The sequence below is a fragment of the Allorhizobium sp. DMC15 genome, from assembly GCF_056314065.1.
The window spans coordinates 295,055-319,594 of the sequence record NZ_JBQUZB010000001.1; the positions used below are offsets into that span (position 1 = coordinate 295,055).

The 24,540-nt window shown below is 61.7% G+C and carries 26 protein-coding genes; 14 read left to right on the top strand and 12 right to left on the bottom strand.

Annotation, left to right across the window (positions count from 1 at the left end; genetic code table 11):
* Nucleotides 1-33: 33 nt before the first annotated feature.
* The 5 genes from mutM (at nt 34) to ACT53S_RS01500 (ending at nt 5,200) form a co-directional block, all read left to right on the top strand.
* Entirely contained in the window at nt 34-924 is an 891-nt protein-coding gene (gene mutM / locus ACT53S_RS01480) for a bifunctional DNA-formamidopyrimidine glycosylase/DNA-(apurinic or apyrimidinic site) lyase (RefSeq protein ID WP_476065681.1), read from the top strand.
* 28 nt (nt 925-952) lie between these two features.
* A complete protein-coding gene (locus ACT53S_RS01485) occupies nt 953-1,726 on the top strand; it encodes an enoyl-CoA hydratase (RefSeq protein ID WP_476065682.1) in 774 nt (257 codons plus the stop codon).
* Nucleotides 1,727-1,914: 188 nt separating this feature from the next.
* Nucleotides 1,915-2,181 (top strand): 30S ribosomal protein S20, encoded by a 267-nt coding sequence (gene rpsT / locus ACT53S_RS01490; RefSeq protein WP_102020747.1) that lies wholly within the window; start codon nt 1,915-1,917, stop codon nt 2,179-2,181.
* A gap of 819 nt (nt 2,182-3,000) precedes the next feature.
* Nucleotides 3,001-4,557 carry a chromosomal replication initiator protein DnaA gene (gene dnaA, locus ACT53S_RS01495; protein ID WP_142073843.1) on the top strand — a complete coding sequence of 519 codons (1,557 nt, stop codon included), beginning with the start codon at nt 3,001-3,003 and terminating at the stop codon, nt 4,555-4,557.
* A 52-nt stretch (nt 4,558-4,609) separates the two neighbouring features.
* Entirely contained in the window at nt 4,610-5,200 is a 591-nt protein-coding gene (locus ACT53S_RS01500; RefSeq protein WP_476065683.1) for a class I SAM-dependent methyltransferase, read from the top strand.
* Here the strand turns inward: ACT53S_RS01500 and ACT53S_RS01505 are convergent.
* From ACT53S_RS01505 to rph, 5 genes are read right to left on the bottom strand one after another with little or no spacing between them, the layout of a single operon-like run.
* Complete coding sequence (locus ACT53S_RS01505; RefSeq protein ID WP_476065684.1) at nt 5,182-5,940, bottom strand: class I SAM-dependent methyltransferase; 759 nt, start codon at nt 5,938-5,940, stop codon at nt 5,182-5,184. The genes ACT53S_RS01500 and ACT53S_RS01505 overlap by 19 nt on opposite strands.
* 16 nt (nt 5,941-5,956) lie before the next feature.
* Nucleotides 5,957-7,138 (bottom strand): radical SAM family heme chaperone HemW, encoded by a 1,182-nt coding sequence (gene hemW / locus ACT53S_RS01510; RefSeq protein ID WP_113375668.1) that lies wholly within the window; start codon nt 7,136-7,138, stop codon nt 5,957-5,959.
* Between the two features lie 4 nt (nt 7,139-7,142).
* On the bottom strand, nt 7,143-7,781 hold the full coding sequence (rdgB, locus tag ACT53S_RS01515) for an RdgB/HAM1 family non-canonical purine NTP pyrophosphatase (protein WP_476065685.1): 639 nt from the start codon (nt 7,779-7,781) through the stop codon (nt 7,143-7,145).
* A 10-nt stretch (nt 7,782-7,791) separates the two neighbouring features.
* A complete protein-coding gene (locus ACT53S_RS01520; protein ID WP_476065686.1) occupies nt 7,792-8,199 on the bottom strand; it encodes a VOC family protein in 408 nt (135 codons plus the stop codon).
* A gap of 10 nt (nt 8,200-8,209) precedes the next feature.
* Entirely contained in the window at nt 8,210-8,926 is a 717-nt protein-coding gene (gene rph, locus ACT53S_RS01525; RefSeq protein ID WP_113375665.1) for a ribonuclease PH, read from the bottom strand.
* A gap of 172 nt (nt 8,927-9,098) precedes the next feature.
* On the opposite strand from rph, the gene hrcA reads away from it, so the two are divergent.
* Both hrcA and grpE read left to right on the top strand, forming a co-directional pair.
* Nucleotides 9,099-10,187 carry a heat-inducible transcriptional repressor HrcA gene (hrcA, locus tag ACT53S_RS01530; protein WP_113375746.1) on the top strand — a complete coding sequence of 363 codons (1,089 nt, stop codon included), beginning with the start codon at nt 9,099-9,101 and terminating at the stop codon, nt 10,185-10,187.
* A gap of 99 nt (nt 10,188-10,286) precedes the next feature.
* A complete protein-coding gene (gene grpE, locus ACT53S_RS01535) occupies nt 10,287-10,916 on the top strand; it encodes a nucleotide exchange factor GrpE (RefSeq protein ID WP_113375664.1) in 630 nt (209 codons plus the stop codon).
* Between the two features lie 75 nt (nt 10,917-10,991).
* Here grpE and ptsN read toward each other — a convergent pair whose 3' ends face one another.
* The 6 genes from ptsN to lptC all read right to left on the bottom strand — a co-directional run bounded on the left by ptsN (nt 10,992) and on the right by lptC (nt 16,081).
* A complete protein-coding gene (gene ptsN / locus ACT53S_RS01540) occupies nt 10,992-11,456 on the bottom strand; it encodes a PTS IIA-like nitrogen regulatory protein PtsN (protein ID WP_113375663.1) in 465 nt (154 codons plus the stop codon).
* Between the two features lie 69 nt (nt 11,457-11,525).
* Entirely contained in the window at nt 11,526-12,101 is a 576-nt protein-coding gene (gene hpf / locus ACT53S_RS01545) for a ribosome hibernation-promoting factor, HPF/YfiA family (RefSeq protein WP_113378927.1), read from the bottom strand.
* A gap of 223 nt (nt 12,102-12,324) precedes the next feature.
* A complete protein-coding gene (gene rpoN / locus ACT53S_RS01550) occupies nt 12,325-13,890 on the bottom strand; it encodes an RNA polymerase factor sigma-54 (RefSeq protein WP_476065687.1) in 1,566 nt (521 codons plus the stop codon).
* A gap of 138 nt (nt 13,891-14,028) precedes the next feature.
* Nucleotides 14,029-14,835, bottom strand: a complete 807-nt coding sequence (lptB, locus tag ACT53S_RS01555) for an LPS export ABC transporter ATP-binding protein (RefSeq protein ID WP_476065688.1) — start codon at nt 14,833-14,835, stop codon at nt 14,029-14,031.
* Nucleotides 14,836-14,846: 11 nt separating this feature from the next.
* A complete protein-coding gene (locus tag ACT53S_RS01560) occupies nt 14,847-15,401 on the bottom strand; it encodes an LptA/OstA family protein (RefSeq protein ID WP_113378929.1) in 555 nt (184 codons plus the stop codon).
* Nucleotides 15,398-16,081, bottom strand: a complete 684-nt coding sequence (lptC, locus tag ACT53S_RS01565; RefSeq protein ID WP_476065689.1) for an LPS export ABC transporter periplasmic protein LptC — start codon at nt 16,079-16,081, stop codon at nt 15,398-15,400. The genes ACT53S_RS01560 and lptC overlap by 4 nt, the downstream gene beginning before the upstream one ends.
* Nucleotides 16,082-16,402: 321 nt before the next feature.
* Between lptC and ACT53S_RS01570 the strand changes: the two genes are divergently transcribed.
* The 7 genes from ACT53S_RS01570 to ACT53S_RS01600 all read left to right on the top strand — a co-directional run bounded on the left by ACT53S_RS01570 (nt 16,403) and on the right by ACT53S_RS01600 (nt 22,093).
* Nucleotides 16,403-16,705: an integration host factor subunit beta gene (locus ACT53S_RS01570; protein WP_054149157.1), complete on the top strand. Its 303-nt coding sequence runs from the start codon at nt 16,403-16,405 to the stop codon at nt 16,703-16,705.
* A gap of 94 nt (nt 16,706-16,799) precedes the next feature.
* Nucleotides 16,800-17,156: a LapA family protein gene (locus ACT53S_RS01575; RefSeq protein WP_476065690.1), complete on the top strand. Its 357-nt coding sequence runs from the start codon at nt 16,800-16,802 to the stop codon at nt 17,154-17,156.
* An 82-nt stretch (nt 17,157-17,238) separates the two neighbouring features.
* A complete protein-coding gene (locus ACT53S_RS01580) occupies nt 17,239-18,417 on the top strand; it encodes a class I SAM-dependent methyltransferase (protein ID WP_476065691.1) in 1,179 nt (392 codons plus the stop codon).
* Nucleotides 18,414-19,274, top strand: coding sequence for a TrmH family RNA methyltransferase (locus tag ACT53S_RS01585; RefSeq protein ID WP_476065692.1), 861 nt, complete (start codon nt 18,414-18,416; stop codon nt 19,272-19,274). The genes ACT53S_RS01580 and ACT53S_RS01585 overlap by 4 nt, the downstream gene beginning before the upstream one ends.
* 3 nt (nt 19,275-19,277) lie before the next feature.
* Complete coding sequence (gene lspA / locus ACT53S_RS01590) at nt 19,278-19,769, top strand: signal peptidase II (RefSeq protein WP_142073816.1); 492 nt, start codon at nt 19,278-19,280, stop codon at nt 19,767-19,769.
* Between the two features lie 87 nt (nt 19,770-19,856).
* Nucleotides 19,857-20,738 carry a l-ornithine N(alpha)-acyltransferase gene (gene olsB / locus ACT53S_RS01595; RefSeq protein ID WP_476065693.1) on the top strand — a complete coding sequence of 294 codons (882 nt, stop codon included), beginning with the start codon at nt 19,857-19,859 and terminating at the stop codon, nt 20,736-20,738.
* 437 nt (nt 20,739-21,175) lie between these two features.
* A complete protein-coding gene (locus ACT53S_RS01600; protein ID WP_476065694.1) occupies nt 21,176-22,093 on the top strand; it encodes a LysR substrate-binding domain-containing protein in 918 nt (305 codons plus the stop codon).
* On the opposite strand, the gene ACT53S_RS01605 is transcribed toward ACT53S_RS01600, so the two are convergent.
* Nucleotides 22,090-24,375, bottom strand: a complete 2,286-nt coding sequence (locus tag ACT53S_RS01605) for an NADP-dependent malic enzyme (protein ID WP_476065695.1) — start codon at nt 24,373-24,375, stop codon at nt 22,090-22,092. The genes ACT53S_RS01600 and ACT53S_RS01605 overlap by 4 nt on opposite strands.
* Nucleotides 24,376-24,540: the final 165 nt, after the last annotated feature.

The window sequence follows — 24,540 nt, forward strand, 5'->3', positions numbered from 1 at the left end:
AAACAGGCGCTTCAAACAGAAAGATGGGCTGAAATGCCGGAATTGCCAGAGGTAGAGACAGTCCGCCGCGGCCTTGCGCCGACGATGGAAGGCGCGCAACTGCAGCGGCTGGAGTTGCGGCGCGCAGATCTGCGCTTTCCCCTGCCGCGCGATTTTGCCGCAAGGGTCGAAGGCCGCCGCATTGCGGCCCTGTCCCGCCGTGCCAAGTATCTGCTGATCGATCTGGACGACGGCGCCACCATCATCGCCCATCTCGGCATGTCCGGCTCCTTCCGCATCGAGGAGGGGGAGGCCGCAAACACTCCCGGCGTCTTCCATCACGAGCGCAGCAAGGACGAAAAACACGACCACGTGCTCTTCCATCTGGAACGCGCAGAGGGTCCAGTTCGCGTCATCTATAATGACCCGCGCCGCTTCGGCTTTATGGATCTCGTCGACCGTGCCCAACTCGACGATTACCCCGCATTCCGCGACCTCGGCCCCGAGCCCGTCGGCAATATGTTGTCCGCCAATTATCTTGCCTCGCGCTTTGCCGATCGCAGCCAGCCCTTGAAGAGTGCGCTCCTCGATCAGAAGGTGATCGCCGGCCTCGGCAATATCTATGTCTGCGAGGCGCTCTGGCGCTCCCATCTGTCGCCCACCCGCAAGGTTTCGACCCTGGTTACCAAGACCGGCAAGCCGAAACCGGAACTGATCCTGCTCGCCGATGCGATCCGCGAAGTCATCGTCGACGCGATCGAGGCCGGCGGCTCGTCCCTTCGTGACCATATCCAGACCGATGGCACGCTGGGCTATTTCCAGCACTTCTTCCGCGCCTATGATCGCGAGGGCAGGGAATGCCTCACGGATGGTTGTGGCGGTACCGTCGAAAGGATAGTTCAATCCGGCCGCTCGACATTCTATTGTCGCCGCTGCCAGAAGTGAGCCGCAAGGGCCAGCCAGGGAGAGAGACATGTCATTCGAAACGCTGTTGACCGAACGCCGAGACCGGGTTGCGATCATCACGCTGAACCGGCCCCAGGCGCTGAACGCGCTCAATTCGACGGTGATGCGCGAACTGCGTGAGTTTCTGGCCGAGTTGGAACCCGATCGCGACATCGGCGCTGTGGTTCTCACAGGGTCTGAAAAGGCCTTCGCCGCGGGTGCGGATATCAAGGAGATGCAGTCGCTCGATTTCGTCGATGCCTATACCGGCGGCTTCATCGGCGGCTGGGACGACATTGCCGGCTTCCGCAAGCCGATCATTGCGGCAGTATCCGGCTTCGCGCTTGGCGGCGGATGCGAGCTGGCCATGATGTGTGACTTTATCATTGCCTCCAAGACCGCGAAATTCGGCCAACCCGAGATCACGCTCGGCATCATTCCCGGCATGGGCGGCTCCCAGCGCCTGACCCGCGCTGTCGGCAAGGCCAAGGCCATGGACCTCTGCCTGACAGGGCGCATGATGGATGCGGCAGAGGCCGAAAGCGCAGGCCTCGTCGCCCGCGTCGTGGAGCCAGAGCGCCTGCTGGAGGAAGCCCTGGACGCCGCCGCCAAGATCGCGGCTTTCTCGCGCACCGCCGTCATGATGGCCAAAGAGGCGGTCAACCGCGCCTTTGAGCAGACATTGACCGAAGGCCTGCGCTCTGAGCGCCGCCTCTTCCATTCTCTGTTTGCAACGGAAGATCAGAAGGAGGGTATGGCTGCCTTCGTCGAGAAGCGCAAGCCGGCATTCAGGAACAGATAAGCAGCCGCAAGGCGCAATTCCTGCAGAATCCGCGTTGACGCATTCACGCTTTCCCGCTATATGCCCGCCCACGGTTGGGAAAGCCACTGCGCTTTTCCCATGAAACAGCTCCCCAAGTGCTGGTATGGCAGGTCGCAACGACCCGACGCGGCATGGTGGGCTTTGATTTGAATTCGAGAGAGGCATCTATGGCCAATACAGCTTCGGCGAAAAAGGCGACCCGCAAGATCGCTGCCCGCACTGCAGTCAACAAGGCTCGTCGTTCGCGGGTCCGTGGTTTCATCCGCAAGGTCGAAGAAGCCATCGCTTCTGGCGACGCTGCTGTCGCCAAGGACGCCCTCCAGGCAGCTCAGCCGGAGATCCAGCGCGCAGCCACCAAGGGTGTGGTTCATGCCAACACCGCATCGCGCAAGATCTCGCGTCTTGCCGCTCGTGTGAAGGCCCTGGCTGTCTAAATTCAGCCATCTTTCTGACAAATTAATAAGAGCCTGGCATTTTGCCGGGCTTTTTGCGTTGGTTTGGTCCGGTACATAAAAATCATGTTTTATGATATACTTGTGCACCGCACCGTGTCAGCGGGATGACAAAAAAAATCTTTCAAATTCAATTAGTTGAGAGAGGTGCCTCTCCATTCGCTCGCTTCACGTTGGGGCAGGTTGGGTCCTCTGCGAGTCAAGAGAATTTTTATTTTTTGACCTCGGAGAAGGTCCATTTCGGGACTGATTGTGAATCTCCTTGATTCAAAAGCGATTCTTTTTCAGCCGAATGTGACGCAAAAATGAAGTACCAAGAGTCAATGGCCAAGCGTCCGTTTCGCGTAAAAATCAGTGTTGATCTTGCCATTTGATCCTGCATTAATGATCTCCAGCAAGGGGCGTGGGACTGGTCTGGAAAGACGGTCCGGTCGGTAGAAATGCCGCTCCACCACGACAACCTTTGCCGGAACGGAGTGTTTCCATTCCGTTTTCTCAGAAAGTGATCGGCATTGCATCGGAAACCTGACGGTTTCCGCGTGGTGGCGGTTTTGTGCCTCGATCCAGCCTCAGGCCGGGCGGGGAAAGTGGACTGCATGTCGAGGATGCCGTTCACCGAGGATAGTGGCAAGGCCGTCGGTTTGGGGGCGATGGCCGGATCGGGACCAGTCTTTTGGCTGAGGTTGGGAACCGGTCCATTCGGGGATAGTTGGGTCCGGTTACGGATCTGCACGAGATGAAGCGGCTGTCGGACGGCGTAAAGAGGCGCCCGACGCCTGGAATGATTTGGAAGGCGGCACAATGCAGATGAATTCTATGACGGCCGGTGCGTTGGCAAACGGGGACCATGCACATTCGGCGCTGGACGCCGCGTGCTCCGAAGGAGCAGGAGAGAATGCCGAAATGAAGCATGATGCTCTTTTCGACCGGTTCAGCAAAAGATTGAAAGCCCAGGTGGGCGTCGACGTGTACCAGAGCTGGTTCGGCCGCCTGAAGCTGCACTCCGCCTCCAAGAGCGTGGTGCGTCTCACGGTTCCGACGACCTTCCTGAAGTCGTGGATCAACAACCGTTATCTCGATCTTATCACCTCGATTTTCCAGGCGGAGGATCCGTCCATCCTCAAGGTGGAGATCATGGTGCGCAGCGCCAGCCGCAACACCCGTGGTCCGGCGCTCGACGAGCGCCAGCCGGGTGCCGAGCCGGCCCCGCAGCAGGTGGCCTCCCGCAAGCCGGGTCCGCAGAGCATCGGCCAGATCGCAGCCCCGCAGGCGCCTTCGTCGGTCACAGGCCGTGCCGCCAGCTCGGCGAGCCCGCTTTTCGGCTCGCCGCTGGACAGCCGCTACACCTTTGACGGCTTCGTCGAGGGTTCGTCGAACCGTGTGGCGCTCGCCGCAGCCAAGACCATCGCAGAGGCTGGCGCCGGTGCCGTGCGCTTCAACCCCCTCTTCATTCATTCCTCCGTCGGCCTCGGCAAGACGCACCTTCTGCAGGCGATCGCCAATGCGGCCGTTCACAGCCCGCGCGCGCCCCGCGTCGTCTATCTGACCGCCGAATACTTCATGTGGCGCTTCGCCACCGCCATCCGTGACAATGATGCCCTGACGCTGAAGGACTCGCTGCGCAATATCGATCTCCTGATCATCGACGACATGCAGTTCCTGCAGGGTAAGATGATCCAGCACGAGTTCTGCCATCTGCTCAACATGCTGCTCGACAGCGCAAAGCAGGTCGTGGTCGCCGCTGACCGTGCGCCTTGGGAGCTGGAATCGCTCGACCCGCGCGTCCGTTCGCGTCTCCAGGGTGGCGTTGCCATCGAGATGGAAGCGCCCGATTACGAGATGCGCCTCGACATGATGAAGTCGCGCCTGGACGCTGCCCGCAAGGAAGATCCGTCGCTCGACATTCCTGCCGACATTCTCGAGCATGTTGCCCGCAACATCACCAGCAGCGGCCGCGATCTCGAAGGCGCCTTCAACCAGTTGCTCTTCCGTCGCTCCTTCGAGCCCAACCTGTCGATCGAGCGCGTCGATGAACTGCTCGCCCATCTCGTTGGCGCCGGCGATCAGAAGCGCGTCCGCATCGAAGACATCCAGCGCGTTGTCGCCCGCCATTACAACGTCTCGCGCCAGGAGTTGGTCTCCAACCGTCGCACCCGGGTCATCGTCAAGCCGCGCCAGATCGCCATGTATCTGTCGAAGACGCTCACCCCCCGCTCTTTCCCAGAAATCGGCCGCCGTTTCGGCGGACGCGATCACACCACGGTCTTGCATGCGGTCCGCAAGATCGAGGAACTGATCTCCGCCGATCAGAAGCTGTCGCAGGAAATCGAACTGCTGCGACGCCTGATCAACGAATGAGACGAACACCGAGGCCGGCTCCCAAGCCGGCCTTTTCCTTGGGGAGGATCTTATGACCGGCGACCCCTCCCTTCAATTTTACGAAGGCAACGCGGCGCTTTACGCGGCACGCGATCGCCGCGTGCCCGAACACCAGATGACCCGTTTTGTCGAGCGGCTTCCGGTGGCTGCCCGCATCCTCGAACTCGGCTGCGGCGCAGGCGGCGACAGTGAGGCCATGCTGCAACTGGGTTTCGACGTCACCCCTTCGGATGGATCAGCCGCCATGGCTTCGCAGGCCGAGCGCCGGCTCGGGCGACCGGTTCTCGTGCTGCCGTTCCAGGAACTGGCTTATGAGGCGGAGTTCGATGGCATTTGGGCCAATGCCTGCCTGCTGCATGTTCCGAAAGACAATCTGGCGGATGTGCTCGCCCGCATTGCCAAGGCCCTCCGTCCCCACGGTCGCTTCTATGCCAGCTTCAAGACAGGCGGCACGCAAGGAACAGACCGCTTCGGACGCTACTACAACAGACCGACGCGGGACGAACTGGCAGAACTCTGCGAAGCTGCCGGCTTTGTCGGCGTCGACATCGAGACCGTCTCGGGCGGCGCCTTTGATGGCGAGCCGACCACCTGGCTCTATCTTCACGCGGGCGTGGCCTGAGCCACGGCGATGGGAATGATCTCGGGGCTCGTCTCGGAATAGGCGCTGCGATCGAAATCGCCCAGCCATTCGATGCTGTCGAAACCCGCTTGCGTCAGAAGACGACCGACCGTCTCCCGGTTCGCAAACCGCAGCCGGCTTTCGCTGACCCGCTTTTCACCGGTATCGAGCAGGGTGAACACCGCATCGAAGGTCACGTGCTCCGCTTCGACCGCCTTCACTTGATAATAGACCTCGACCCGACCGAGCCCGTCGATCTCGCGAACCTCGCGCGTCCGTTGCTCTGTCCAGTTTTCCCAGGCTCGCCTCAGCGGATTGCGGCTCTCAAAGACCAGGCGGCCTCCGGGAGCCAGATGACGCCGCGCAAAATCGAGCATGGTGAGCGTTTCTCGATCGTCGAGAAACACCTGAAAGACATGTCCCGTCAGGATGATCAGGTCGAACGCGTCCCGCAGCGAAACCGCAGGATCGAGGACATTCCCTTCAATCCAGCGCACCCGGTTGGCCGTATCCTTGCTCCGCGCCACCGCCAGCATGCCGGGCGCCGGGTCGAGGCCCGTCACCGTGTGGCCGAGATCGGCCAGCGCCAATGCGATCGAGCCGGTTCCGCAGCCGATGTCGAGCACCCGGCAGGCCTCAAAGCCGAGGCCGAGGTAAAAATCCTTGTCGACCCCGTGAATGTTGAAGGCATCGTAGAGCACAGCCATGTCATGGCGGGCGAAGGCGTCATCGACAGGCATGGCACTCTCCTTCAGTTCAGCAGGCGAGATCGGCCACCACGGCATTGAGGATCAGCATGCCGGCCGGGGTGCAGCGCAGGCGGGAATTGCCCAGTCGCTCGATAAAACCCTGTTCCAATAGGAACTGCTCCTTGTCAGGATCCGGATCTCGACCGGAAAGCTGCTGCCAGCGGGCGAGATCGACACCCTCCCGCAGCCGAAGTCCCATCATCAGCAATTCGTCAGCTTGGGCCTCGTTGTCGAGATCCTCCCGATCGACGATCCCATGACCGTCCTGCTCAACGGCGGAAAGCCAGGTTTCCGGATGCTTCTGGGCCGCCGTGGCGACTTTCGTCCGTCCTTGCGTCAGCCGGCCATGCGCGCCGGGACCAATGCCGGCATAGTCTCCATATCGCCAGTAGGTCAGATTGTGCCGGCTCTCGGCACCGGGGCGCGCATGGTTGGAAACCTCGTAGGCCGGCATGCCCTCGCGCGCGGTAATCTCCTGCGTCGCCTCATAGAGCGTGGCCGCGTGCTCCTCGTCCGGCACGATCAGCTTGCCGGCCTTGTGCAGTCCGTAAAAGGCCGTGCCTTCCTCGATCGTTAGCTGGTAAAGCGACAGATGATCGACCGCATAGGAGATCGCCTCCTTCAGTTCCCGTTCCCACGCTTCCACCGTCTGGTTTGGCCGCGCATAGATCAGGTCGAAGGACATGCGCGGAAAGATTTCGCGCGCCAGACGGATCGCTTTCAAGGCATCCGCCACGTCATGCAGCCGCCCCAGGAATTTGAGGTCTGCATCGTTCAGCGCCTGCACGCCCATCGACACCCGGTTGACGCCCGCCGCACGATATCCCCGAAACCGCGTCGCCTCGACGCTCGAGGGATTGGCCTCCATGGTGATTTCGATGCCGTCAGGCACATGCCAGGTGGAGGCGATGCCATCGAGAATGGCGCCGACGGTTGAGGGCTCCATCAGCGACGGCGTGCCGCCGCCCATGAAGACGCTGGTCACCGTCTTCGGCCCCGACAGCGCCCGCATCGTCTTCATTTCGGTCAGGAAGGCCTGAACGAAACGCGCCTGGTCCACCGGCTGGTGGCGCACATGGCTATTGAAGTCACAATAGGGACACTTGGCCGCGCAGAAGGGCCAATGGACATAGACGCCGAAACCGGGTTCCCCCGTGTCGGGCAAAAGCGTGTAGGACCTCTCGGTCAAAGGCTCATGCCTCCAGGCAGGTTTCGACGAAAAGTTTGAAGGCCCGTGCCCGGTGCGACAGGGCGGCCGAATGCTGCCAGCCGTGCTTCTCGTCCGCCGTCATCTCGCCGAAGGTCCGCTCATGCCCCTCAGGTTGGAAGATCGGGTCGTAACCGAAGCCGGCGGTCCCGCGCGGCGGCCACGCAACGACGCCCTCGATCTCGCCGCGGAAGAATTCGGTATGGCCGTCCGGCCAGGCGAGACACAGCACGCTGACGAAGCGGGCAGTCCGCTGAGCCGGCTCCGTCGCGCCCCGCTCGGCAAGCGCCTTTTCGACCTTCTCTATCGCCCAGGGAAAATCGCGGCTGCCGTCTTCCCGCTCGGCCCAGTTGGCGGTGTAGACGCCGGGCGCACCATCAAGCGCATCGATCACCAACCCGCTGTCATCAGACAGCGCCGGCAGACCCGAGGCCTTGGCCGAGGCCAGCGCCTTGATCGCCGCATTTTCCTCGAACGTCGTCCCCGTTTCGTCGGGCTCGACGAAAGCAAGGTCCTTGGCCGATTTGGCCGAGAAGCCGAAGGGGCCGATCAGGTCGGCAATTTCGGCGATCTTGCCGGCATTGTGGCTGGCAACGACGATGGTGCGGGTGTCAAGCTTGCGCATATTGAATGTCCTATTCCAGATCCCACAGCCGTGGCTCGGCGCATTCCAGGCTGTTTCCCGCAGGATCGCGGAAATAGATGGATCGCGCGCCGTTCGGCCAGGTGACGGTCGATTCCAGGGCGACACCGGCTTTCTTCAGCTTGTCCGCCATGGCGTCGAGATCGTTCCCGGTGACCCGGAAACAGGCATGGCCTGGCCCCGTCGTGCCGTGTCTCGGCACGCCCAGCGAGCCGGGCGGCAGGGGTTTCAGCGTTTCCACGCCGTTGAAGATCAGCAGGATGCCCGATCCGCAGCGGTAGAAGATGTGTCGATTGCCGTTTCTCCGGATCGTCTGGAGCCCCAGCACCTCCCCATAGAAGGTTTCCGCCTTGTCCAGATCGTCCACGTAGAGTGCCGTTTCGAGAACCCCTTCGATCATGCGGCAGTCCTCAGCCGATCGCCTGCTTCTGCAGGGCAACCAGTTCGTCGATGCCGTTGCGGGCCAGACCCAGCAGCGTCAGGAATTCGTCCTGGCTGAACGGCTTGCCTTCGGCAGTCCCCTGGATCTCGACGATGCCGCCGGAGCCGGTCATGACGAAATTCGCATCGGTCTCTGCGGCCGAGTCTTCCAGATAATCGAGGTCGATCACCGGCTGGTCGGCGAAGATCCCGCAGGAAATGGCGGCGATATGGTCCTTGAGGACCTTCTCCACCTTCACCATGTTGCGCGCTTCCATCCATTTCAGGCAGTCGTGCAGCGCAATCCAGGCGCCGGTGATCGACGCTGTGCGCGTGCCGCCATCCGCCTGGATAACGTCGCAGTCGATCGAGATCTGGCGTTCACCCAGCGCTTCCAGATCGACGACGGCCCGCAGCGAGCGGCCGATCAGCCGCTGGATTTCCTGCGTGCGGCCGCTCTGCTTGCCGGAAGAGGCTTCGCGACGCATGCGCTCACCCGTGGCGCGCGGCAGCATGCCATATTCCGCCGTCACCCAGCCCTTGCCGGAATTGCGCAGCCATGGCGGCGTCTTGTCTTCCAGGCTCGCGGTGCACAGCACATGCGTATCGCCGAACTTCACCAGGCAGGACCCCTCGGCATGCTTGGAGAAATTGCGCTCGAACGAGACTTTGCGCATTTGATCTGTTTTTCTGCCGGATGGCCGCATTGAAATCTCCTGGGTTGTCACTGCCTTCTAAGGAGGGTGGCTGTCCTTTGCAAAGAAAAAACCGAATGAACGCCCGGCAACTCGGGACTTCGGGCGAATTTGCCCTTTGTCATCGTCATGCGAATGACTATATTCTGCCCATGGAAACAATGAGATCATGCCTGCGCTGACAATGGCCGCACCCAAGACGACCATCGCAGATGTTGCCGCATCGCTGGACGACCGCTCCAGGGAGGTCTTTCGACGGATCGTCGAGACCTATCTCGACTCCGGCGATCCGCTCGGCTCGCGCAATCTCTCCCGCCTTCTGCCGATGTCTCTGTCGCCCGCTTCGGTGCGCAACGTGATGAGCGATCTCGAGCATCTGGGCCTGATCTACGCCCCCCATGTCAGCGCGGGCCGCCTTCCAACGCAAGCTGGCCTGCGCTTCTTCGTCGACGCCTTTATGCAGGTGGGGGATCTCTCGGAAACCGAGCGCGACTCGATCGAGCGCCAGATCCGCCCGTCGAGCCCCGACCAGCCGGTGGAAACCATGCTGACCGAGGCGAGCCGCATGCTGTCTGGCTTGTCGCGTGGCGCCGGTCTGGTCATCTCAGCAAAGAATGATCCCGTCCTCAAGCATGTGGAATTCATAAGGCTGGAGCCGACCAAGGCGCTCGCCGTGCTCGTCGGCGAACACAACCAGGTGGAAAACCGCATCATCGACCTGCCCTCGGGCATCACGGCGTCCCAACTCACCGAAGCCGCCAACTTCCTCAATGCAAACTTGGCGGGCCAGACCTTGCGCGAATTGCGCAGTCAGATCGACAGCATGAAGGCGGAGGTCGCCTCCGAACTCGATACTCTGTCCCAGGACCTCGTCAAGCGCGGCCTGGCAGTCTGGTCGGGCGAGGGGGCCGACAAGAACCCGACGCGTCTCATCGTGCGCGGTCGCGCCAATCTGCTGGAAGGTCTGGTCGACCTCGAAGACATCGAACGCCTTCGCCTGCTCTTCGACGACCTGGAACGCAAGGAAAGTCTTGTCGAGATCCTCGACCTCGCCGAAAGCGGCCCGGGTGTCCGCATCTTCATCGGTTCGGAAAACAAGCTCTTCTCGCTTTCCGGCTCTTCGCTGATCGTGGCACCCTATCGCGATGGTGAAGACCGCATCGTCGGCGCCGTCGGTGTGATCGGGCCCACGCGGCTCAATTATTCCCGCATCGTGCCGATGGTCGATTACACCGCCCAACTCATGGCGCGCCTGTCGCGCTCCGGGCGTTAGGCCGAATTGGCCAGCGACCCTTGATTTTTTCACCCCAAACCCTGATATCGGGCACGAAATCGAACCTCGTGTTCAAATTGCAGACATTCGGAGAACGTCATGACCGAAGAAACCAACAAGAACGGACCTGACGCGGACGCCGCTGAGGCTTACGCTACCGAAGCTCAGGAAGACCAGACAAACGCCGAAGCGACGACCGAAGCCGAAGGCGCCGCGACCGAAGCCCTTGATGCGCTGAAGGCGGAAAATGCCGACCTGCGCGACCGCTTCCTGCGTCTGGCGGCCGACATGGACAACCTGCGCCGCCGGACCGAACGCGAGATCAAGGACGCGAAGTCCTATGCCGTGACGGGTTTTGCCCGCGACATGCTGTCGGTCTCCGACAACCTGCGCCGCGCCATCGAGAGCCTGCCGGAAGACGCCCGCGCGGGTGCAGATGCCGCCGTCACCGCCCTGATCGAAGGCGTCGAGATGACCGAGCGCGGCATGTTGGCCACCATGGAGCGCCATGGGATCCGCAAGATCGAGCCGGTCGGTCAGAAGTTCGACCCGAACTTCCACCAGGCCATGTTCGAAGTTCCCAATCCCGATGTCGCCAACAACACCGTCGTTCAGGTCGTCCAGGCCGGTTACGCGATCGGCGAACGCGTTCTGCGTCCCGCTATGGTCGGTGTCGCCAAGGGTGGCCCGAAGGCCGAAGCCGCAGCAGAGGATGCCGCCAAGGCCTGAGCGACGCTCTCATCTGATACGAAAAAAGCGCCTCGAAGGGCGCTTTTTTTATGTCCGCCGTCGGCCTCCCGCAGCTTATGCCGCGTTGGAAGCCTGCTCTTCGTTGAGGAAGGTATAGATCGCCGAGGCGGAGTCGGTCGCGCGCAGCTTGGAAACGAGATCCTGGTCGCGCAGTACGCGCGCAATGCGTGACAGCGCCTTCAGATGATCGGCGCCAGCGCCTTCGGGGGCCAGCAGCAGGAAGACGAGGTCGACCGGCTGGTCGTCCAGGGCTTCGAAGTCGACAGGGGTTTCCAGGCGCGCGAAGACGCCGGTGATCTGCGTGACCTTGTTCAGCTTGCCATGCGGAATGGCGATGCCATTGCCGACGCCCGTGGAGCCCAGCCGTTCGCGCTGCAGGATGACGTCGAAGATCTCGCGCTCGGGGATATTTGTGAGCTTGGAAGCCTTGGCCGCAAGTTCCTGAAGCAGCTGCTTCTTCGAATTCACCCTGAGTGTCGGTACGACAGCATCCTGATGCAGCAAATCTGCCAAGGCCATATCAATTTCCTTCATGCGTCTGAGCCGGTGGCGGGCGAATGCCTATGGCATTCGCCCGCGCCAGTCTCATCAGCCTTTGATGTTGGCGGAATCGATCCACCCGATATTACCGTCATTACGACGATAAACGATATTCAATTGTTCTTTTCCCGGGCTTCTGAACAGAAGAACGGGTTCGTCGGTCATGTCGAGGGCCATGACGGCCGAAGCGACGGTCATCGTCCGAAGCTTCTTCGTGCTTTCGGCTACGATCGTCGGTGCATAGTCTTCCGGCAGTTCCTCATGATCCTCATCGACGGAGTCCATGACCGTGTAGGCCACCTCGATCGGCGGGTTCGACGCTTCGCCGGCGTGATGATCCTTCAGCTTGCGCTTGTAGCGGCGCAGGCGCTTCTCGACGCGCTCGAAGGCTGTGTCGAAGGCCACTTGCGGATCATTGGCCTCGCCTGCGGCATGCAGGTTCGCGCCGGTATCGAGATGCACCAGGCAATCGGCCGAAAATCGCGACTGCGACTTCGCAACGACCACTTGCCCGGAATACCCTCCGTCGAAGTATTTGGTAACCGCATCCTGGATTCGGTCTTCGATCCGCTGCCGGAACGCTTCGCCGATTTCCATCTGCTTGCCGGATACACGCACACTCATGGAGTTTCCCTTCTTATGATTGGTTACGTGCCCATTTTACGCCAAGCGACGCCCGCGTCCAAGCTTTTCGAGAGGGGCGGGCGGTCTGTACCTTCGTTTGTCGGGCGTAATCCGGCCAATTGTCTCCGGGGCCAACAGTGTGCGCTGTCGATTGCGGCGCGCTTCTAGCCGCCATCCTTTCAAAAGTCAATGACCGGTTAATTTTCGCGTTTCCGGGACGCCTTTAGTGCGCGGAAATCTTCGCCAGAGCCCGCTTTTCCCGGCGTCTCTGGACCGACGAGGGAATGTTCATCGACTCCCGATATTTGGCGACCGTGCGGCGGGCGAGCTCGACGCCCCCCGCCTTCAGCGTGTCGACGATGTCGTCGTCCGAGAGAACCGCATCGGCGCTTTCTTTCTCGATCAACGCCCTGATCCTGTGACGAACTGCCTCGGCCGAATGGCTGTCGCCGCCCTCGGCGGAGGCGATCGAGACGGTGAAGAAGTACTTCAGTTCGAACAATCCGCGCGGCGTCAGCATGTATTTGTTGGTCGTCACTCGGCTGACGGTCGATTCATGCATCTTGATCGCATCGGCCACCGTCTTCAGGTTCAACGGCCGCAGGTGGTCGACGCCGTGATCGAGAAACGCCGATTGCTGACGCACGATCTCGGCCGCCACCTTGCTGATCGTCCGGGCCCTCTGATCGAGGCTGCGGGTGAGCCAATTGGCGTTCTGCAGGCATTCCGACATGAAGGTCTGGTCGGGGTCGTCCTTTGCCCCGCCTTGCCGACCAACGGCGATCATGTAGCTGTGATTGATCAGAACGCGCGGCAGGGCGTCGGGATTGAGTTCCACCTGCCAGCCGCCATGTCCGTCCGCCCGCACGACAACATCGGGCGTGACCGATTCCGAGACCGTGTGCTCGAAGCTGCCGCCGGGTTTGGGGTTGAGTTTGCGAATTTCGCCCAGCATGTCCAGCAGATCTTCCTCGTCGACCGCACAGAGGCGTTTCAGCGTGGCAAAGTCGCGTTTCGCCAAAAGCTCCAGATTGTCGATCAGCATCGCCATGGCCGGGTCATACCGGTCACGCTGGCGCAACTGGATTGCCAGGCATTCGCTGAGCGAGCGGGCAAAGACGCCCGCAGGCTCAAGGGTCTGCAAGGTCTGGAGCACGGTTTCGATCTGATCGCGCGTCCGCCCGAGCCGTTCGGCGAGCTCGTCGAGATCGAGGCGCAGGTAGCCGCATTCGTCCAGGTGATCGACCATCACCGCCGCGATCAACTGGTCGCCGACTGCGGGCAGGGCGAAGGGAATCTGCTGGTTGAGATGGTCGCGAAGGCTGGTCTGTCCAGCCACGAAATCGTCGAGATCAAAGCCTTCGCCGGTTTCGCCGGAGTGACCCGGCATGGATTTCCACTGCCCGAGCAGTTCCGGTGCATCGGGGCGTATACTCGAGCCCTCGTCTGCAAAGGCAGTGTCGAAATTCGTATCCAGGCGATCGTTGAGACTGTCGCTGCCGCTTCCCTCATACCAGTCGCTGTCGAGCGAGGGGCCGGCTATCGTCTCATCGGTGGACTGCCCGGTGTTGACGGCACTGCCATGGACGTCGGCAGGTTCACTGGGCTCCCCGCCCAAATCGCCGTCATCTGCATTCAATTCGAGCAGTGGATTGCGTTCCACTTCCTGCGCAATGAATTGCATGAGTTCGAAGTGAGTCATCTGCAGCAGTTGGATGGATTGCATCAACTGCGGTGTCATCACCAGCGATTGGCTCTGTTTCAGGAACAGATTCGCGGATAAGGCCATGGCGGACGCTCGACTCCCCTGCATTCGCCCGCGAAAAAACACAGATTTTCACGGGTGAATTCCACTTGGCCCAAAAATTGCTTTTTATTTTGGTTTGGTCAAGTCACAGGAGCGCGGTGCCTGGATTTTATTGTCCCGTCAGAGGCTGAACTTGTCGCCGAGATACAGGCGGCGGACATCCGCATTGTTCACGACATCATTGGCCCGGCCATGGGTGAGAACTTCGCCGGCGTGAATGATATACGCCCGATCGATGAGCCCGAGCGTCTCACGCACATTGTGGTCGGTAATCAACACGCCGATTCCACGTGCCGTCAAGTGGCGCACGAGGTTCTGGATGTCGGAGACCGAGATCGGGTCGACGCCGGCAAAGGGCTCGTCCAGCAGCATGAAGGTCGGGTCGGTTGCCAGAGCGCGGGCAATCTCCAGGCGCCGCCGCTCGCCGCCGGAAAGCGCGACGGAAGGCGATTTGCGCAGCTTCTCGATGTGGAACTCATGCAGCAGTTCATCGAGCTTTGCCTCGCGCTGCTTCTTGTCCGAAATATGCACTTCCAGCACGGCGCGGATATTGTCTTCGACGCTCAGGCCACGAAAGATCGACGCTTCCTGCGGCAGATAGCCGACACCGAGTCGCGAGCGGCGATACATCGGCATCGAGGTAACGTCGTTGCCGTTGATGGAGATGGTCCCGGCATCTACGGGCACGAGACCGGTGATCATGTAGAAGCAGGTGGTTTTGCCGGCGCCGTTCGGGCCAAGCAGGCCAACGGCTTCGCCCCGGCGCACCACCAGCGACGCGCCATTCACCACGCGGCGGGAATTATAGGTCTTGGTCAACCCGTGTGCGATCAGCGTGCCTTCGTAGCGCGCCTTGTCGCCGGGCAAGCCGGGTGAGGCAGTCGCCGCGCCGGCCTGCTTGCTTTTAGAGAAAAAGGGAATTTGCACGAGCCGATCCGTCACTTCTTCTGCGATTTGGGGTCGAGCTGGATCTGGACGCGGCGACCGCAACTGTCGAGCTTGGCCTGGCCTGTTTCCATCTGGACCGTCAGCTTGCAGCCGACGAAGACGTTCTGGCCCTCCGACAGCACGACCTTGTCGCCTTCGAGCACGAAGACCTGCTGCGTCATGTCGAAATAGCCCTTGTCGGCGGTCGCCTGCTGCGTCTCGGACTGCAGGAAGACCTTGTCCGTCACATCGATCTTCTCGATATCGGCATTGCCCTGCGTGACTGTCGTTCCCTCACCGCGATAGAGTACCGTCATCGCACCGGCCTGCAGTGTGGTGGTTCCCTGCACAACCTTCACATTGCCGGTGAAGAACGCCTTCTTTTCCTGCTCGCGGATCTCCAGAGCATCGCTTTCGATCTGGATCGGCTGGTCGTTCGACAGCTTCATCCCAGCCATCTGGCTCGTTTTCGTCTGGGCTTGAGCCGCTGGACCGACAAAGGCGGCACAGGCTGTCGCGACGGCGAAACCAGCGATCATGAGCGAGGAAAGGCGGCGTTGTTTCATGGCTGGATCGTTTCCACTGAACGGTTGTTGCGCAGGGCCGAAGGCTCGATGTTCAGCCTCACGTCGCCTGAGAATATCATTGTTCGACCCTTATCCTTCATATTGAGGGACTTCGCAACAATCGAGGCGCCCTTGGTTTGGATGGCCACCGGGTCTTTTGTCTCCATCGTGCCACCGGCAATATCGAGCCTCGCGGAGTTGAATTGGGCGTCTATGCCGCTCGACAGGTTAAGCGTGAAAGGCTTGTCAAGATTGAGATAGTTGGCGCCGCGATCGAACAGCCCGCCCTCGGCGACGATCCGTGCAACGACCTTGTCATTCACGGGCACGGCTGCCGTGATGGTTTCGAGCGTGATCAGGTTCGGATTCTTGATGTCCTGCAGGGCACGATCCGCCCGCATGGAATAGTTCACCCCGTCGGAGTTGCGACCAGCGATCGCCGGCTTCTCCATGACGATCTTGCCGTTCTCGATTTTCGCCGATTCGATATGCAGCTCTTCCGGCATCAGGCTGCGCACGGCCGAGACGCCGATAAAAATCAGGGAGACGACGAGCGCGCCGAGCGGCAGAAGAACACGCAGGCGGCGAACCCGGGTCGAATGTCCCACCGCGCGACGATAGGCTGCCGCATCTGAGGCGGCTCCCTTCGTCTGCCTGATTTCGGAGGGCGTTTGCAGCATTCGTCGGAATCCAATCTGATGGCGGGTGATCTTTGGACAAGGTCAGCCCACGGCGTTTCGTCGTTTCGCATGTCTCTCTGCGATTGCCAATATGGCCCATATGGATTGTCGGCCGGCGGCTACAAGAGCAGATCGAACTGGACCGGATCTTGCGTGCACCATGCGGAGAAAGTGAGACCAGGACCCGTCCAAAAGAATGTGACATCGGTCATTGGCTTCGCAAGGCGCGCACTTTATGGTTAAGTTGTTCCTTGACTGTGCTTTTTCGCTTTGGCAACGTTGGCGCCGCTCAAGTCACAACAGAAAATTCAGGGGGTCGGCGTGATCAAGTCGGAATTGGTGCAGATTGTCGCGGCCCGTAATCCGCATCTCTATCACCGCGATGTCGAAAATATCGTCAACGCAGTCCTGGATGAGATCACCGATGCGCTCGCCGCTGGCAACCGCGTTGAGCTGCGCGGCTTTGGTGCCTTTTCCGTCAAGAACCGCCCCTCGCGCTCTGGTCGCAATCCACGCACCGGCGAAACCGTCTTCGTCGAGGAAAAGTGGGTGCCGTTCTTCAAGACCGGCAAGGAACTGCGTGAACGCCTGAACCCAGGCATGGGCGACGAGGACGACGAATAACATCCTGTCGCATTGAAAATTCAGCGCCTGGCCTTACCTTGGGCCTGTCGGCATGCCGCCTCGTATCGGAGGCGGAACAGCAGGGAGTTTGCAGATGGTGCGGAAAATCGTGAGCCTCGTGGTCCTGCTGCCGCTGGCGATCCTGCTGATTGTCCTGGCCGTCGCCAACCGCCACCCCGTCAGCCTCGCGCTCAACCCCTTCAACCCGGCCGATCAGGCGCTGTCGCTTTCAGCGCCGCTCTTCGTCGTGCTCATCCTCGCGGTCATGCTCGGCGTGCTGCTCGGCGCTGTCGTCACCTGGTTTTCCCAGGGCAAGCATCGCAAGAAGGCCCGCACGCAGTCGCGCGCCGCCCAGCAGTGGCAGGCCGAGGCCGATCGTCAGAAGACCCGCGCCGAACAGATCGCCGGCGCGACCCTGCCTTCGTCCGTCCCCCAGCTGGCTTCGAAGTAGCCTCGCGGCAAATTTTCTTTCCGCAACCTGTCCTGAATGCTAAGGGCTGGCCGAGATTAGCACCGAGCCACGGATCATTGACGTGAAGAACAGGGAACGTCGCCCCGGCGCCAAGCCATTCCCGGGAGCGAAGCCGAAAGCCAATGGCGACGCCGCGCGCCCCCGTCCGCCAAAGTCTGCGGATTTTGCCGGCAAGCCGAAGAAGCCGTCGTCCGGTCAGGCCGCCGGCAAGCCCGACCGCGGCAATTCGCGGCCACAGCGTCGAAGCCCTTCGGAAGACGGCAAGGTCGCAAGCCCTGTCGAAGCCGCATCGGAACCGGCGCGTCCCCTGACCGTGCGCACCGGCGAGCGTCCGTCGGAACGCGTGCCGCTGATCCTCGAATCCACGGGCGCCGGTGATTTTCACCTGATCGACAGTGGCGACGGTCTGAAGCTCGAGCAATACGGCCCCTATCGCATCGTCCGCCCCGAAGCCCAGGCGCTCTGGCCGAAAGCCTTGCCGACGCATGTCTGGGACAAGGCAGACGCGGTCTTCACCGGCGATACCGACGAGGACGGCATGGGCCGCTGGCGTTTTCCTCGTGAGGCGCTCGGCGAAACCTGGCCGCTCTCTTTGCTCGGCATCGATTTCCACGGTCGTTTCACCGCCTTCCGTCATGTCGGCGTCTTCCCCGAGCAGATCGCCCATTGGAGCTGGATGAAAGAGAAGGTCGAAGCCGCCGATCGGCCGCTAAAGGTCCTGAACCTCTTCGGCTATACCGGCGTCGCCTCCCTGGTCGCCGCCGCTGCCGGTGCCGAAGTCACCCATGTCGATGCCTCCAAAAAGGCGATCGGCTGGGCCCGCGAAAACCAGTCGCTGAGCCGCCTCGACAAGGCGCCGATCCGCTGGATCTGCGAAGACGCAATGAAGTTCATCCTACGCGAGGAGCGTCGCGGCAACCGTTACGACATCATTCTGACCGATCCGCCGAAATTCGGTCGTGGCCCGAATGGTGAGGTCTGGCAGCTCTTCGACCACCTGCCGCTGATGCTCGACATCTGCCGTGAACTCCTGGCGCCCAAAGCCGTCGGCCTCGTGCTCACAGCCTATTCGATCCGTGCCAGCTTCTATTCGATCCACGAACTGATGCGCGAAACCATGCGCGGCAAGGGCGGCCTGGTCGAATCGGGAGAACTCGTCATCCGCGAGGCCGGCCTCGACGGCAAGACACCGGGCCGCGCGCTCTCCACCTCTCTCTTCAGCCGCTGGGTACCGAAATGACCGACGATTATCGAAACGAGGGGCCGCGCCGCGTCGGTCAGGTCAAGGAAGTCACCAGCCTCGCCAATCCCATCATCAAGGACATCAAGGCCCTGTCGCTGAAGAAGGCGCGCGACGAAAGCCGCACCTTCCTCGCCGAAGGCCTGAAGCTCGTCATCGATGCGCTCGATCGCGGCTGGACCATCCGCACCCTGGTTTATGCCAAAGCCGGCAAGGGCAAGCCGCTGGTCGAGAAGGTCGCCGCCCGCACCGTTGCCGCAGGTGGCCTTGTGCTGGAAGTCAGCGAAAAGGTCATGTCCTCGATTACCCGGCGGGAAAACCCGCAAATGGTCGCCGCCGTCTTCGAGCAGCGCTGGACGGCGCTGAAGGACATCCAGCCGAAGGGCTCGGAAACCTGGATTGCGCTCGACCGCGTCCGCGATCCCGGCAATCTCGGCACGATCATCCGCACGGCCGATGCCACCGGCGCCTCGGGTGTCATTCTGGTCGGAGATTGCACAGATCCCTTCTCGATGGAAACCGTGCGCGCCACCATGGGCTCGATGTTCGCCCTGCCGCTGGTAAAGACGACACCCGTCGATTTCCTCAAGTGGAAGAAGACGGTCGATGCCCGTCTGGTCGCCACCCATCTGGCCGGCGCCGTCGATTACCGCACCATCGACTACCGCTCCAAGCCGGTCATCCTGATGATGGGCAACGAACAGTCCGGCCTGCCGGATGAACTCGCCCAGGCCGCCGACAAGCTCGCCCGCATCCCCCAGGTCGGCATGGCCGACAGCCTCAATCTCGCGGTCGCCACCGGCGTCATGCTCTTCGAGGTCCGTCGCCACCTGCTCACGCTCGACGGAGGCAAGTGACCGATGCTCGCAGCCTTCAATCGGCCGCTGCCGGTCATCCTCTTCATCATCGCCGCCCTCCTGCTTGATCAGGCGATCAAATATGCGGTCGAAGTCTATCTCCCGATGCACGAGCTGATCCCCGTCATGCCGTTCTGGGCGCTCTACCGCACCCACAATCTCGGCGTCGCCTTCTCCATGCTCTCTCATCTCGACGCATGGTTCATCGTGGCGCTGCGTCTCGTCATCGTCGTCTTCGTCCTCTGGCTCTGGCGCAAGACGGGTCAACACCAGCATTGGGCGCATCTCGGCTTCGCCATGATCATCGCAGGCGCTCTCGGCAATCTCATCGACCGCTTCACCTACGGTTACGTGGTCGATTATGTCCTGTTCTACACCGACACCTGGTCCTTCGCTGTCTTCAACCTGGCCGACAGCTTCATCACCATTGGTGCGATCTGCATCGTCATCGACGAGATCATTCAGCACCGCAAGCCGAAGCCGCCGCAGACCTGACGCGCGGCATGAGCCTCCGAAGTTTTGTCACTTTCCTGTAGCAGTGTCGTGTTTTAAGGCCCGTGACTTCAACGCTGGATAGATCCGATGGGCGTGGAACTGATCGAACGAGACCTTCTTGTGGAAAGCCCGGCAGCACTGCCGCTTAGGCTTGCTCCTTCCCATGATCTCCTGGGCCGCATCGGCAGCCTTGAGACCCGTCTTGCCCGCACCGAACGCGAGATCGACGCCGCCCAGGCGGTGCGTTACCGCGTCTTCGTCGAGGAGATGAAGGCACAGGTCGATCCCGAATGCGCCCGCCGCGGCCGTGATGTCGACAGCTGGGACGGCCTTTGCGATCATCTGCTGGTTCTCGACCGCGCCATCGAAGGCGACACGGAAGACCAGATCGTCGGCACCTACCGCCTCCTGCGTCACGATGTGGCGGTGAGCCATGGCGGTTTCTACTCGGGTTCGGAATTCGGCGTCGATGCACTCGTTTCTCGTCACCCGGGCAAGCGCTTCATGGAGCTCGGCCGCTCCTGCGTGCTGCCGCAATATCGCACAAAGCGCACCGTCGAGCTGCTCTGGCAGGGCTGCTGGGCCTATGCTCTGCAGCACCGCATCGACGCCATGTTCGGCTGCGGCTCCTTCCCCGGCACGCAGCCGGAGGAACACGCGCTTGCGCTGTCCTTCCTGCATCAGAATGCCGTCGCCAAGGGCGAATGGGCCGTGGATGCCCTGCCGCATCTCTACCGCGAGATGGACCTGATGCCGTCGGAAGCCGTCAATGCCCGCCGCGCCCTCTTTGCCATGCCGCCGCTGATCAAGGGTTATCTCCGCTTGGGTGCCATGGTCGGCAATGGTGCCGTCGTCGACCAGGCGTTCAACACGACGGATGTGCTGATCATCCTGCCGATCTCCAGCATCTCCGGCCGCTACGTCAACTACTACGGCGCCGACGCCGGCCGCTTCGCCAGCGCCAGCTGATTCCTTCTCCCCGCTTGCAGGGAGAAGGTGGCCCGAAGGGTCGGATGAGGGGCGGTGAAGCCAGACCTCACAATTCTCCGGCCTGACCAATCATCGCGAAGCAGCGCTCCGGCATGAAAGCTCTTGGCGGGCGTCTTGGCCGGAGCGTGCGCCCTCTTTCGCTTTTGCAACCCTCATTGGCACTTCCGGCACCATCGGCAAGTCCGCCAGCTCCCGTGCACTCATGGGCAGTAACACAGGGTGCCCCAACGGATCGTGCCGCCAGTCCCGCTCCTTGTAGTCTTGCGCGCCGTGTGTGCGCCTCCAGAAAAGCTTGAACATGGCAGTCTCTCCCTGCGCCAAGTGTCAGGCGCGATCTGTTCGATCATGTTCGCTTCTCCACCTTCGCAAGGCTCAATTCAATTGAGTTTTGTCCCGATCGACTATAGCTTTCCTATATGAAAAACCTGAACCAGGTACATTTGAACGGCCTCCGGGCCGTCGAAGTGGTGGCCCGTCTCGGCTCGCTCCAGGCGGCCGCGGACGAACTGGGCGTGACGGTCGGAGCCATCAGCCAGCAGGTCATCAAGACCGAGCAGCAATTGGGTCGGACGCTGTTCGAGCGCACCAGCCGCGGCATGGTCCCGGTGGAGACGGCAGGGGGTGTCCTCGCCCGCCTACAGGACGGGTTCCGTCAGTTGTCGGGCGCCGTGGCTCTGGCGCAGAAGAGCGATGACAGTGTGCTGACGATTTCCGTTGCCCCGGTCTTCGCCGCCCGCTGGCTGGTCCACCGCATCGCCGCCTTCTCCGGGCTCTATCCCCACATAGGCCTGCGCATCGACGCCAATGACCGGCTCACGGACGCCAGCCAGACCGATGTCGACCTCCGGATCCGGGTTGGGCGTGGTCACTGGCCGGGCTTCAGGGCTGAGCTGATCCTGGAGCAACGCGTCGCCCCCGTCTGTACCCCGGCCATGGCCGCATCGCTGCGCCAGCCCACCGACCTCCTAGATCTGCCTAAAATCATCGACAGCCGGGCCATGTTCACCTGGGATGTCTGGCTTTCGGCGGTCGGCCTGTCCGGCGCCGAGATCAAGGCGCGCCATGCCTTCAGCGAAGCATCCTTGTGCCTCGATGCCGCCATTGCGGGGCAGGGGGTAATGCTCGCCTGGCAGACGCTTGCATCGCACCAGTTGCAACACGGCCAACTGGTCGCCCCCTTCGGCCCGGCGGTCAAGACCGGCTTCGGCCACTACTTCGTCATCGCCGAGAACGCGAAACGGTCAGACAAGGTGGAAAAATTCAAGCGCTGGCTGAAGCGCGAGATCGAGGACGACATGGAGCGGCTCGCAAAAGCCGCCCCGATCTTCGCTTAACCCGCCGCGTTGTAGGCAGCAATCGCCGCCATATTGACGATGTCGCTGTCCTTGGCGCCCATCTGCGCGATCTGCACCGACTTTTCGAGGCCGATCAACAGCGGCCCCATTACGGTCAGCCCGCCCAGTTCCTGCAGCATCTTGGTCGAGATCGCCGCCGAGTGGATCGCCGGCATGACCAGAACGTTCGCCGTGCCCGACAGACGGCAGAACGGATACTGCTCCATCCGGTGGCTGTTGAGTGCGATATCCGCCCCCATCTCCCCGTCATATTCGAAGGACACCCCGCGCCGGTCGAGCACCTTCACCGCCTCGCGTACCCGCTCTGACCGTTCCCCGGTCGGATGCCCGAAGGTAGAATAGGCGAGCAGCGCCACGCGCGGCTCAAGCCCGAGGCGATGGGCAACGCCAGCCGCCTCTTCGGCGATGTCGGCCAGTTCGTCTGCCGTCGGCATGTCATGCACGGCGGTATCCGCCACCACGATCGTGCGCCCGCGGGCGAGCGCCAGCGACACGCCGATGACGCGATGCCCCGGCGCCGTGTCAATGCAGCGGCGCACATCTTCGAGTGCGGTGGAATAATTGCGCGTCGTGCCCGTCACCATCGCATCGGCATCGCCGAGTGCCACCATGCAGGCGGCGAAATGGTTGCGGTCCGTATTGATCAGCCGCTGCGCATCGCGGTGCAGATAGCCCTTCCGCTGCAGGCGGGCATAGAGATACTCGGTATAGGCCTCGACCCGCGTCGAGACACGCGCATTGACCACTTCGATGCCCGGACGATCGAGATCGATCCCGGCCCTCTCGGCGGTCGCCTTCAGCGGCTCGTCGCGGCCGAGCAAAATGGCAGTGCCGAGACCCTGGTTGACGAAGGAGATGGCCGCGCGCATCACCTGTTCTTCCTCGCCCTCGGCAAAGACGACGCGCTTGGGGTGACTGCGCACATGCTCATAGATGCGCTGCGTGGCAGCTGCGATCGGGTCGCGGCGGGCCGAGAGCTCATGCGCATAAGCGCCGAGATCCTCGATCGCCTTGCGCGCGACGCCGCTTTCCATGGCAGCCTTCGCCACAGCAACCGGGATCGCCGAGATGAGACGCGGATCGAAGGGTACCGGAATGATGTATTGCGGCCCGAAACGCGGACGCTCGCCCTGATAGGCCGCCGCCACATCGTCGGGCACGTCCTCGCGCGCCAGATCGGCAAGCGCCCTGACAGCGGCAATCTTCATCGCATCGTTGATTTGGCTGGCGCGCACATCGAGCGCGCCCCGGAAGATGTAGGGGAAACCGAGAACGTTGTTGACCTGGTTCGGATAGTCGGACCGTCCGGTTGCCATGATCGCATCCGAGCGGATTTCGGCGACCTCTTCCGGCGTGATTTCCGGGTCCGGATTGGCCATGGCAAAGATGATCGGATTATCAGCCATCGAGGCGATCATGTCAGCGGAGAAAGCGCCCTTCTGCGAAAGCCCGAACACCACATCGGCGCCCACCATGGCTTCCTTCAGCGTCCGGCGGTCGGTTTTCACCGCGTGGGCCGACTTCCACTGGTTCATGCCCTCGGTGCGGCCCTGGTAGATCACGCCCTTGGTGTCGCAGAGAATGATGTTTTCGCCATTGAAGCCCATGGCCTTGATCAGCTCGATACAGGCGATGGCCGCAGCCCCCGCACCATTGCAAACCAACTTGGTCGTCTTGAAGGCTCGTCCGGTCAATTCCAGCGCATTGATCAGGCCGGCCGCCGCGATGATCGCGGTCCCGTGCTGGTCGTCATGGAAGACAGGGATGTCCATCAGCTCGCGCAACCGGCTCTCGATGATGAAGCAGTCTGGCGCCTTGATGTCTTCGAGATTGATCCCGCCGAAAGAGGGGCCGAGGTAACGCACGCAGTTGATGAACTCGTCGACATTCTCCGTGTCGACTTCGATGTCGATCGAATCGACATCGGCAAACCGCTTGAAGAGAACCGACTTGCCTTCCATGACCGGCTTGGAGGCGAGCGCCCCGAGATTGCCGAGGCCCAGGATCGCGGTGCCGTTCGAGATGACGGCGACCATGTTGCCACGCGTGGTATAGTCGTAGGCCGTCGCCGGATCGGCGGCGATCGCTTTCACGGGAACGGCAACGCCGGGGGAATAGGCGAGCGACAGGTCGCGCTGCGTGGCCATGGCCTTGGTTGGGGTGATCTCGAGCTTGCCGGGGCGCCCCTGGGAGTGGAAGTCCAGCGCTTCCTGTTCCGTGACCGAGACTTTCGTCCGGCCGGTCGTCTTCTCGCTTGCCATGCTTCCCCTCACCTTGTTGTGGGCAGCGGGCGAACGCCGACCCATGCTGGTTGTGTTTCCTCGTCTTAAGTCGTTAGTGTCAGGCGACTTCCTTTTCAAGAAAACATTGAGCCCGTGACGCTATATCAAGCCACCCCGAGTGATGTCCTGAATGTCGCCGAACTG

What these genes read in the sequence shown, in the direction of transcription:
- lspA (WP_142073816.1), top strand. Translation starts at nt 19,278, where the DNA reads ATGCTCGCAGCCTTCAATCGGCCGCTGCCGGTCATCCTCTTCATCATC.
- ACT53S_RS01485 (WP_476065682.1), top strand. Translation starts at nt 953, where the DNA reads ATGTCATTCGAAACGCTGTTGACCGAACGCCGAGACCGGGTTGCGATC.
- dnaA (WP_142073843.1), top strand. Translation starts at nt 3,001, where the DNA reads ATGCAGATGAATTCTATGACGGCCGGTGCGTTGGCAAACGGGGACCAT.
- lptC (WP_476065689.1), bottom strand. Translation starts at nt 16,081, where the DNA reads ATGCTGCAAACGCCCTCCGAAATCAGGCAGACGAAGGGAGCCGCCTCA.
- ACT53S_RS01500 (WP_476065683.1), top strand. Translation starts at nt 4,610, where the DNA reads ATGACCGGCGACCCCTCCCTTCAATTTTACGAAGGCAACGCGGCGCTT.
- rpoN (WP_476065687.1), bottom strand. Translation starts at nt 13,890, where the DNA reads ATGGCCTTATCCGCGAATCTGTTCCTGAAACAGAGCCAATCGCTGGTG.
- ptsN (WP_113375663.1), bottom strand. Translation starts at nt 11,456, where the DNA reads ATGGCCTTGGCAGATTTGCTGCATCAGGATGCTGTCGTACCGACACTC.
- olsB (WP_476065693.1), top strand. Translation starts at nt 19,857, where the DNA reads ATGGGCGTGGAACTGATCGAACGAGACCTTCTTGTGGAAAGCCCGGCA.
- hrcA (WP_113375746.1), top strand. Translation starts at nt 9,099, where the DNA reads ATGGCCGCACCCAAGACGACCATCGCAGATGTTGCCGCATCGCTGGAC.
- rdgB (WP_476065685.1), bottom strand. Translation starts at nt 7,781, where the DNA reads ATGCGCAAGCTTGACACCCGCACCATCGTCGTTGCCAGCCACAATGCC.
- rpsT (WP_102020747.1), top strand. Translation starts at nt 1,915, where the DNA reads ATGGCCAATACAGCTTCGGCGAAAAAGGCGACCCGCAAGATCGCTGCC.
- ACT53S_RS01505 (WP_476065684.1), bottom strand. Translation starts at nt 5,940, where the DNA reads ATGCCTGTCGATGACGCCTTCGCCCGCCATGACATGGCTGTGCTCTAC.
- ACT53S_RS01600 (WP_476065694.1), top strand. Translation starts at nt 21,176, where the DNA reads ATGAAAAACCTGAACCAGGTACATTTGAACGGCCTCCGGGCCGTCGAA.
- ACT53S_RS01585 (WP_476065692.1), top strand. Translation starts at nt 18,414, where the DNA reads ATGACCGACGATTATCGAAACGAGGGGCCGCGCCGCGTCGGTCAGGTC.
- ACT53S_RS01605 (WP_476065695.1), bottom strand. Translation starts at nt 24,375, where the DNA reads ATGGCAAGCGAGAAGACGACCGGCCGGACGAAAGTCTCGGTCACGGAA.
- mutM (WP_476065681.1), top strand. Translation starts at nt 34, where the DNA reads ATGCCGGAATTGCCAGAGGTAGAGACAGTCCGCCGCGGCCTTGCGCCG.
- grpE (WP_113375664.1), top strand. Translation starts at nt 10,287, where the DNA reads ATGACCGAAGAAACCAACAAGAACGGACCTGACGCGGACGCCGCTGAG.
- ACT53S_RS01520 (WP_476065686.1), bottom strand. Translation starts at nt 8,199, where the DNA reads ATGATCGAAGGGGTTCTCGAAACGGCACTCTACGTGGACGATCTGGAC.
- rph (WP_113375665.1), bottom strand. Translation starts at nt 8,926, where the DNA reads ATGCGGCCATCCGGCAGAAAAACAGATCAAATGCGCAAAGTCTCGTTC.
- ACT53S_RS01560 (WP_113378929.1), bottom strand. Translation starts at nt 15,401, where the DNA reads ATGAAACAACGCCGCCTTTCCTCGCTCATGATCGCTGGTTTCGCCGTC.
- hpf (WP_113378927.1), bottom strand. Translation starts at nt 12,101, where the DNA reads ATGAGTGTGCGTGTATCCGGCAAGCAGATGGAAATCGGCGAAGCGTTC.
- ACT53S_RS01575 (WP_476065690.1), top strand. Translation starts at nt 16,800, where the DNA reads ATGGTGCGGAAAATCGTGAGCCTCGTGGTCCTGCTGCCGCTGGCGATC.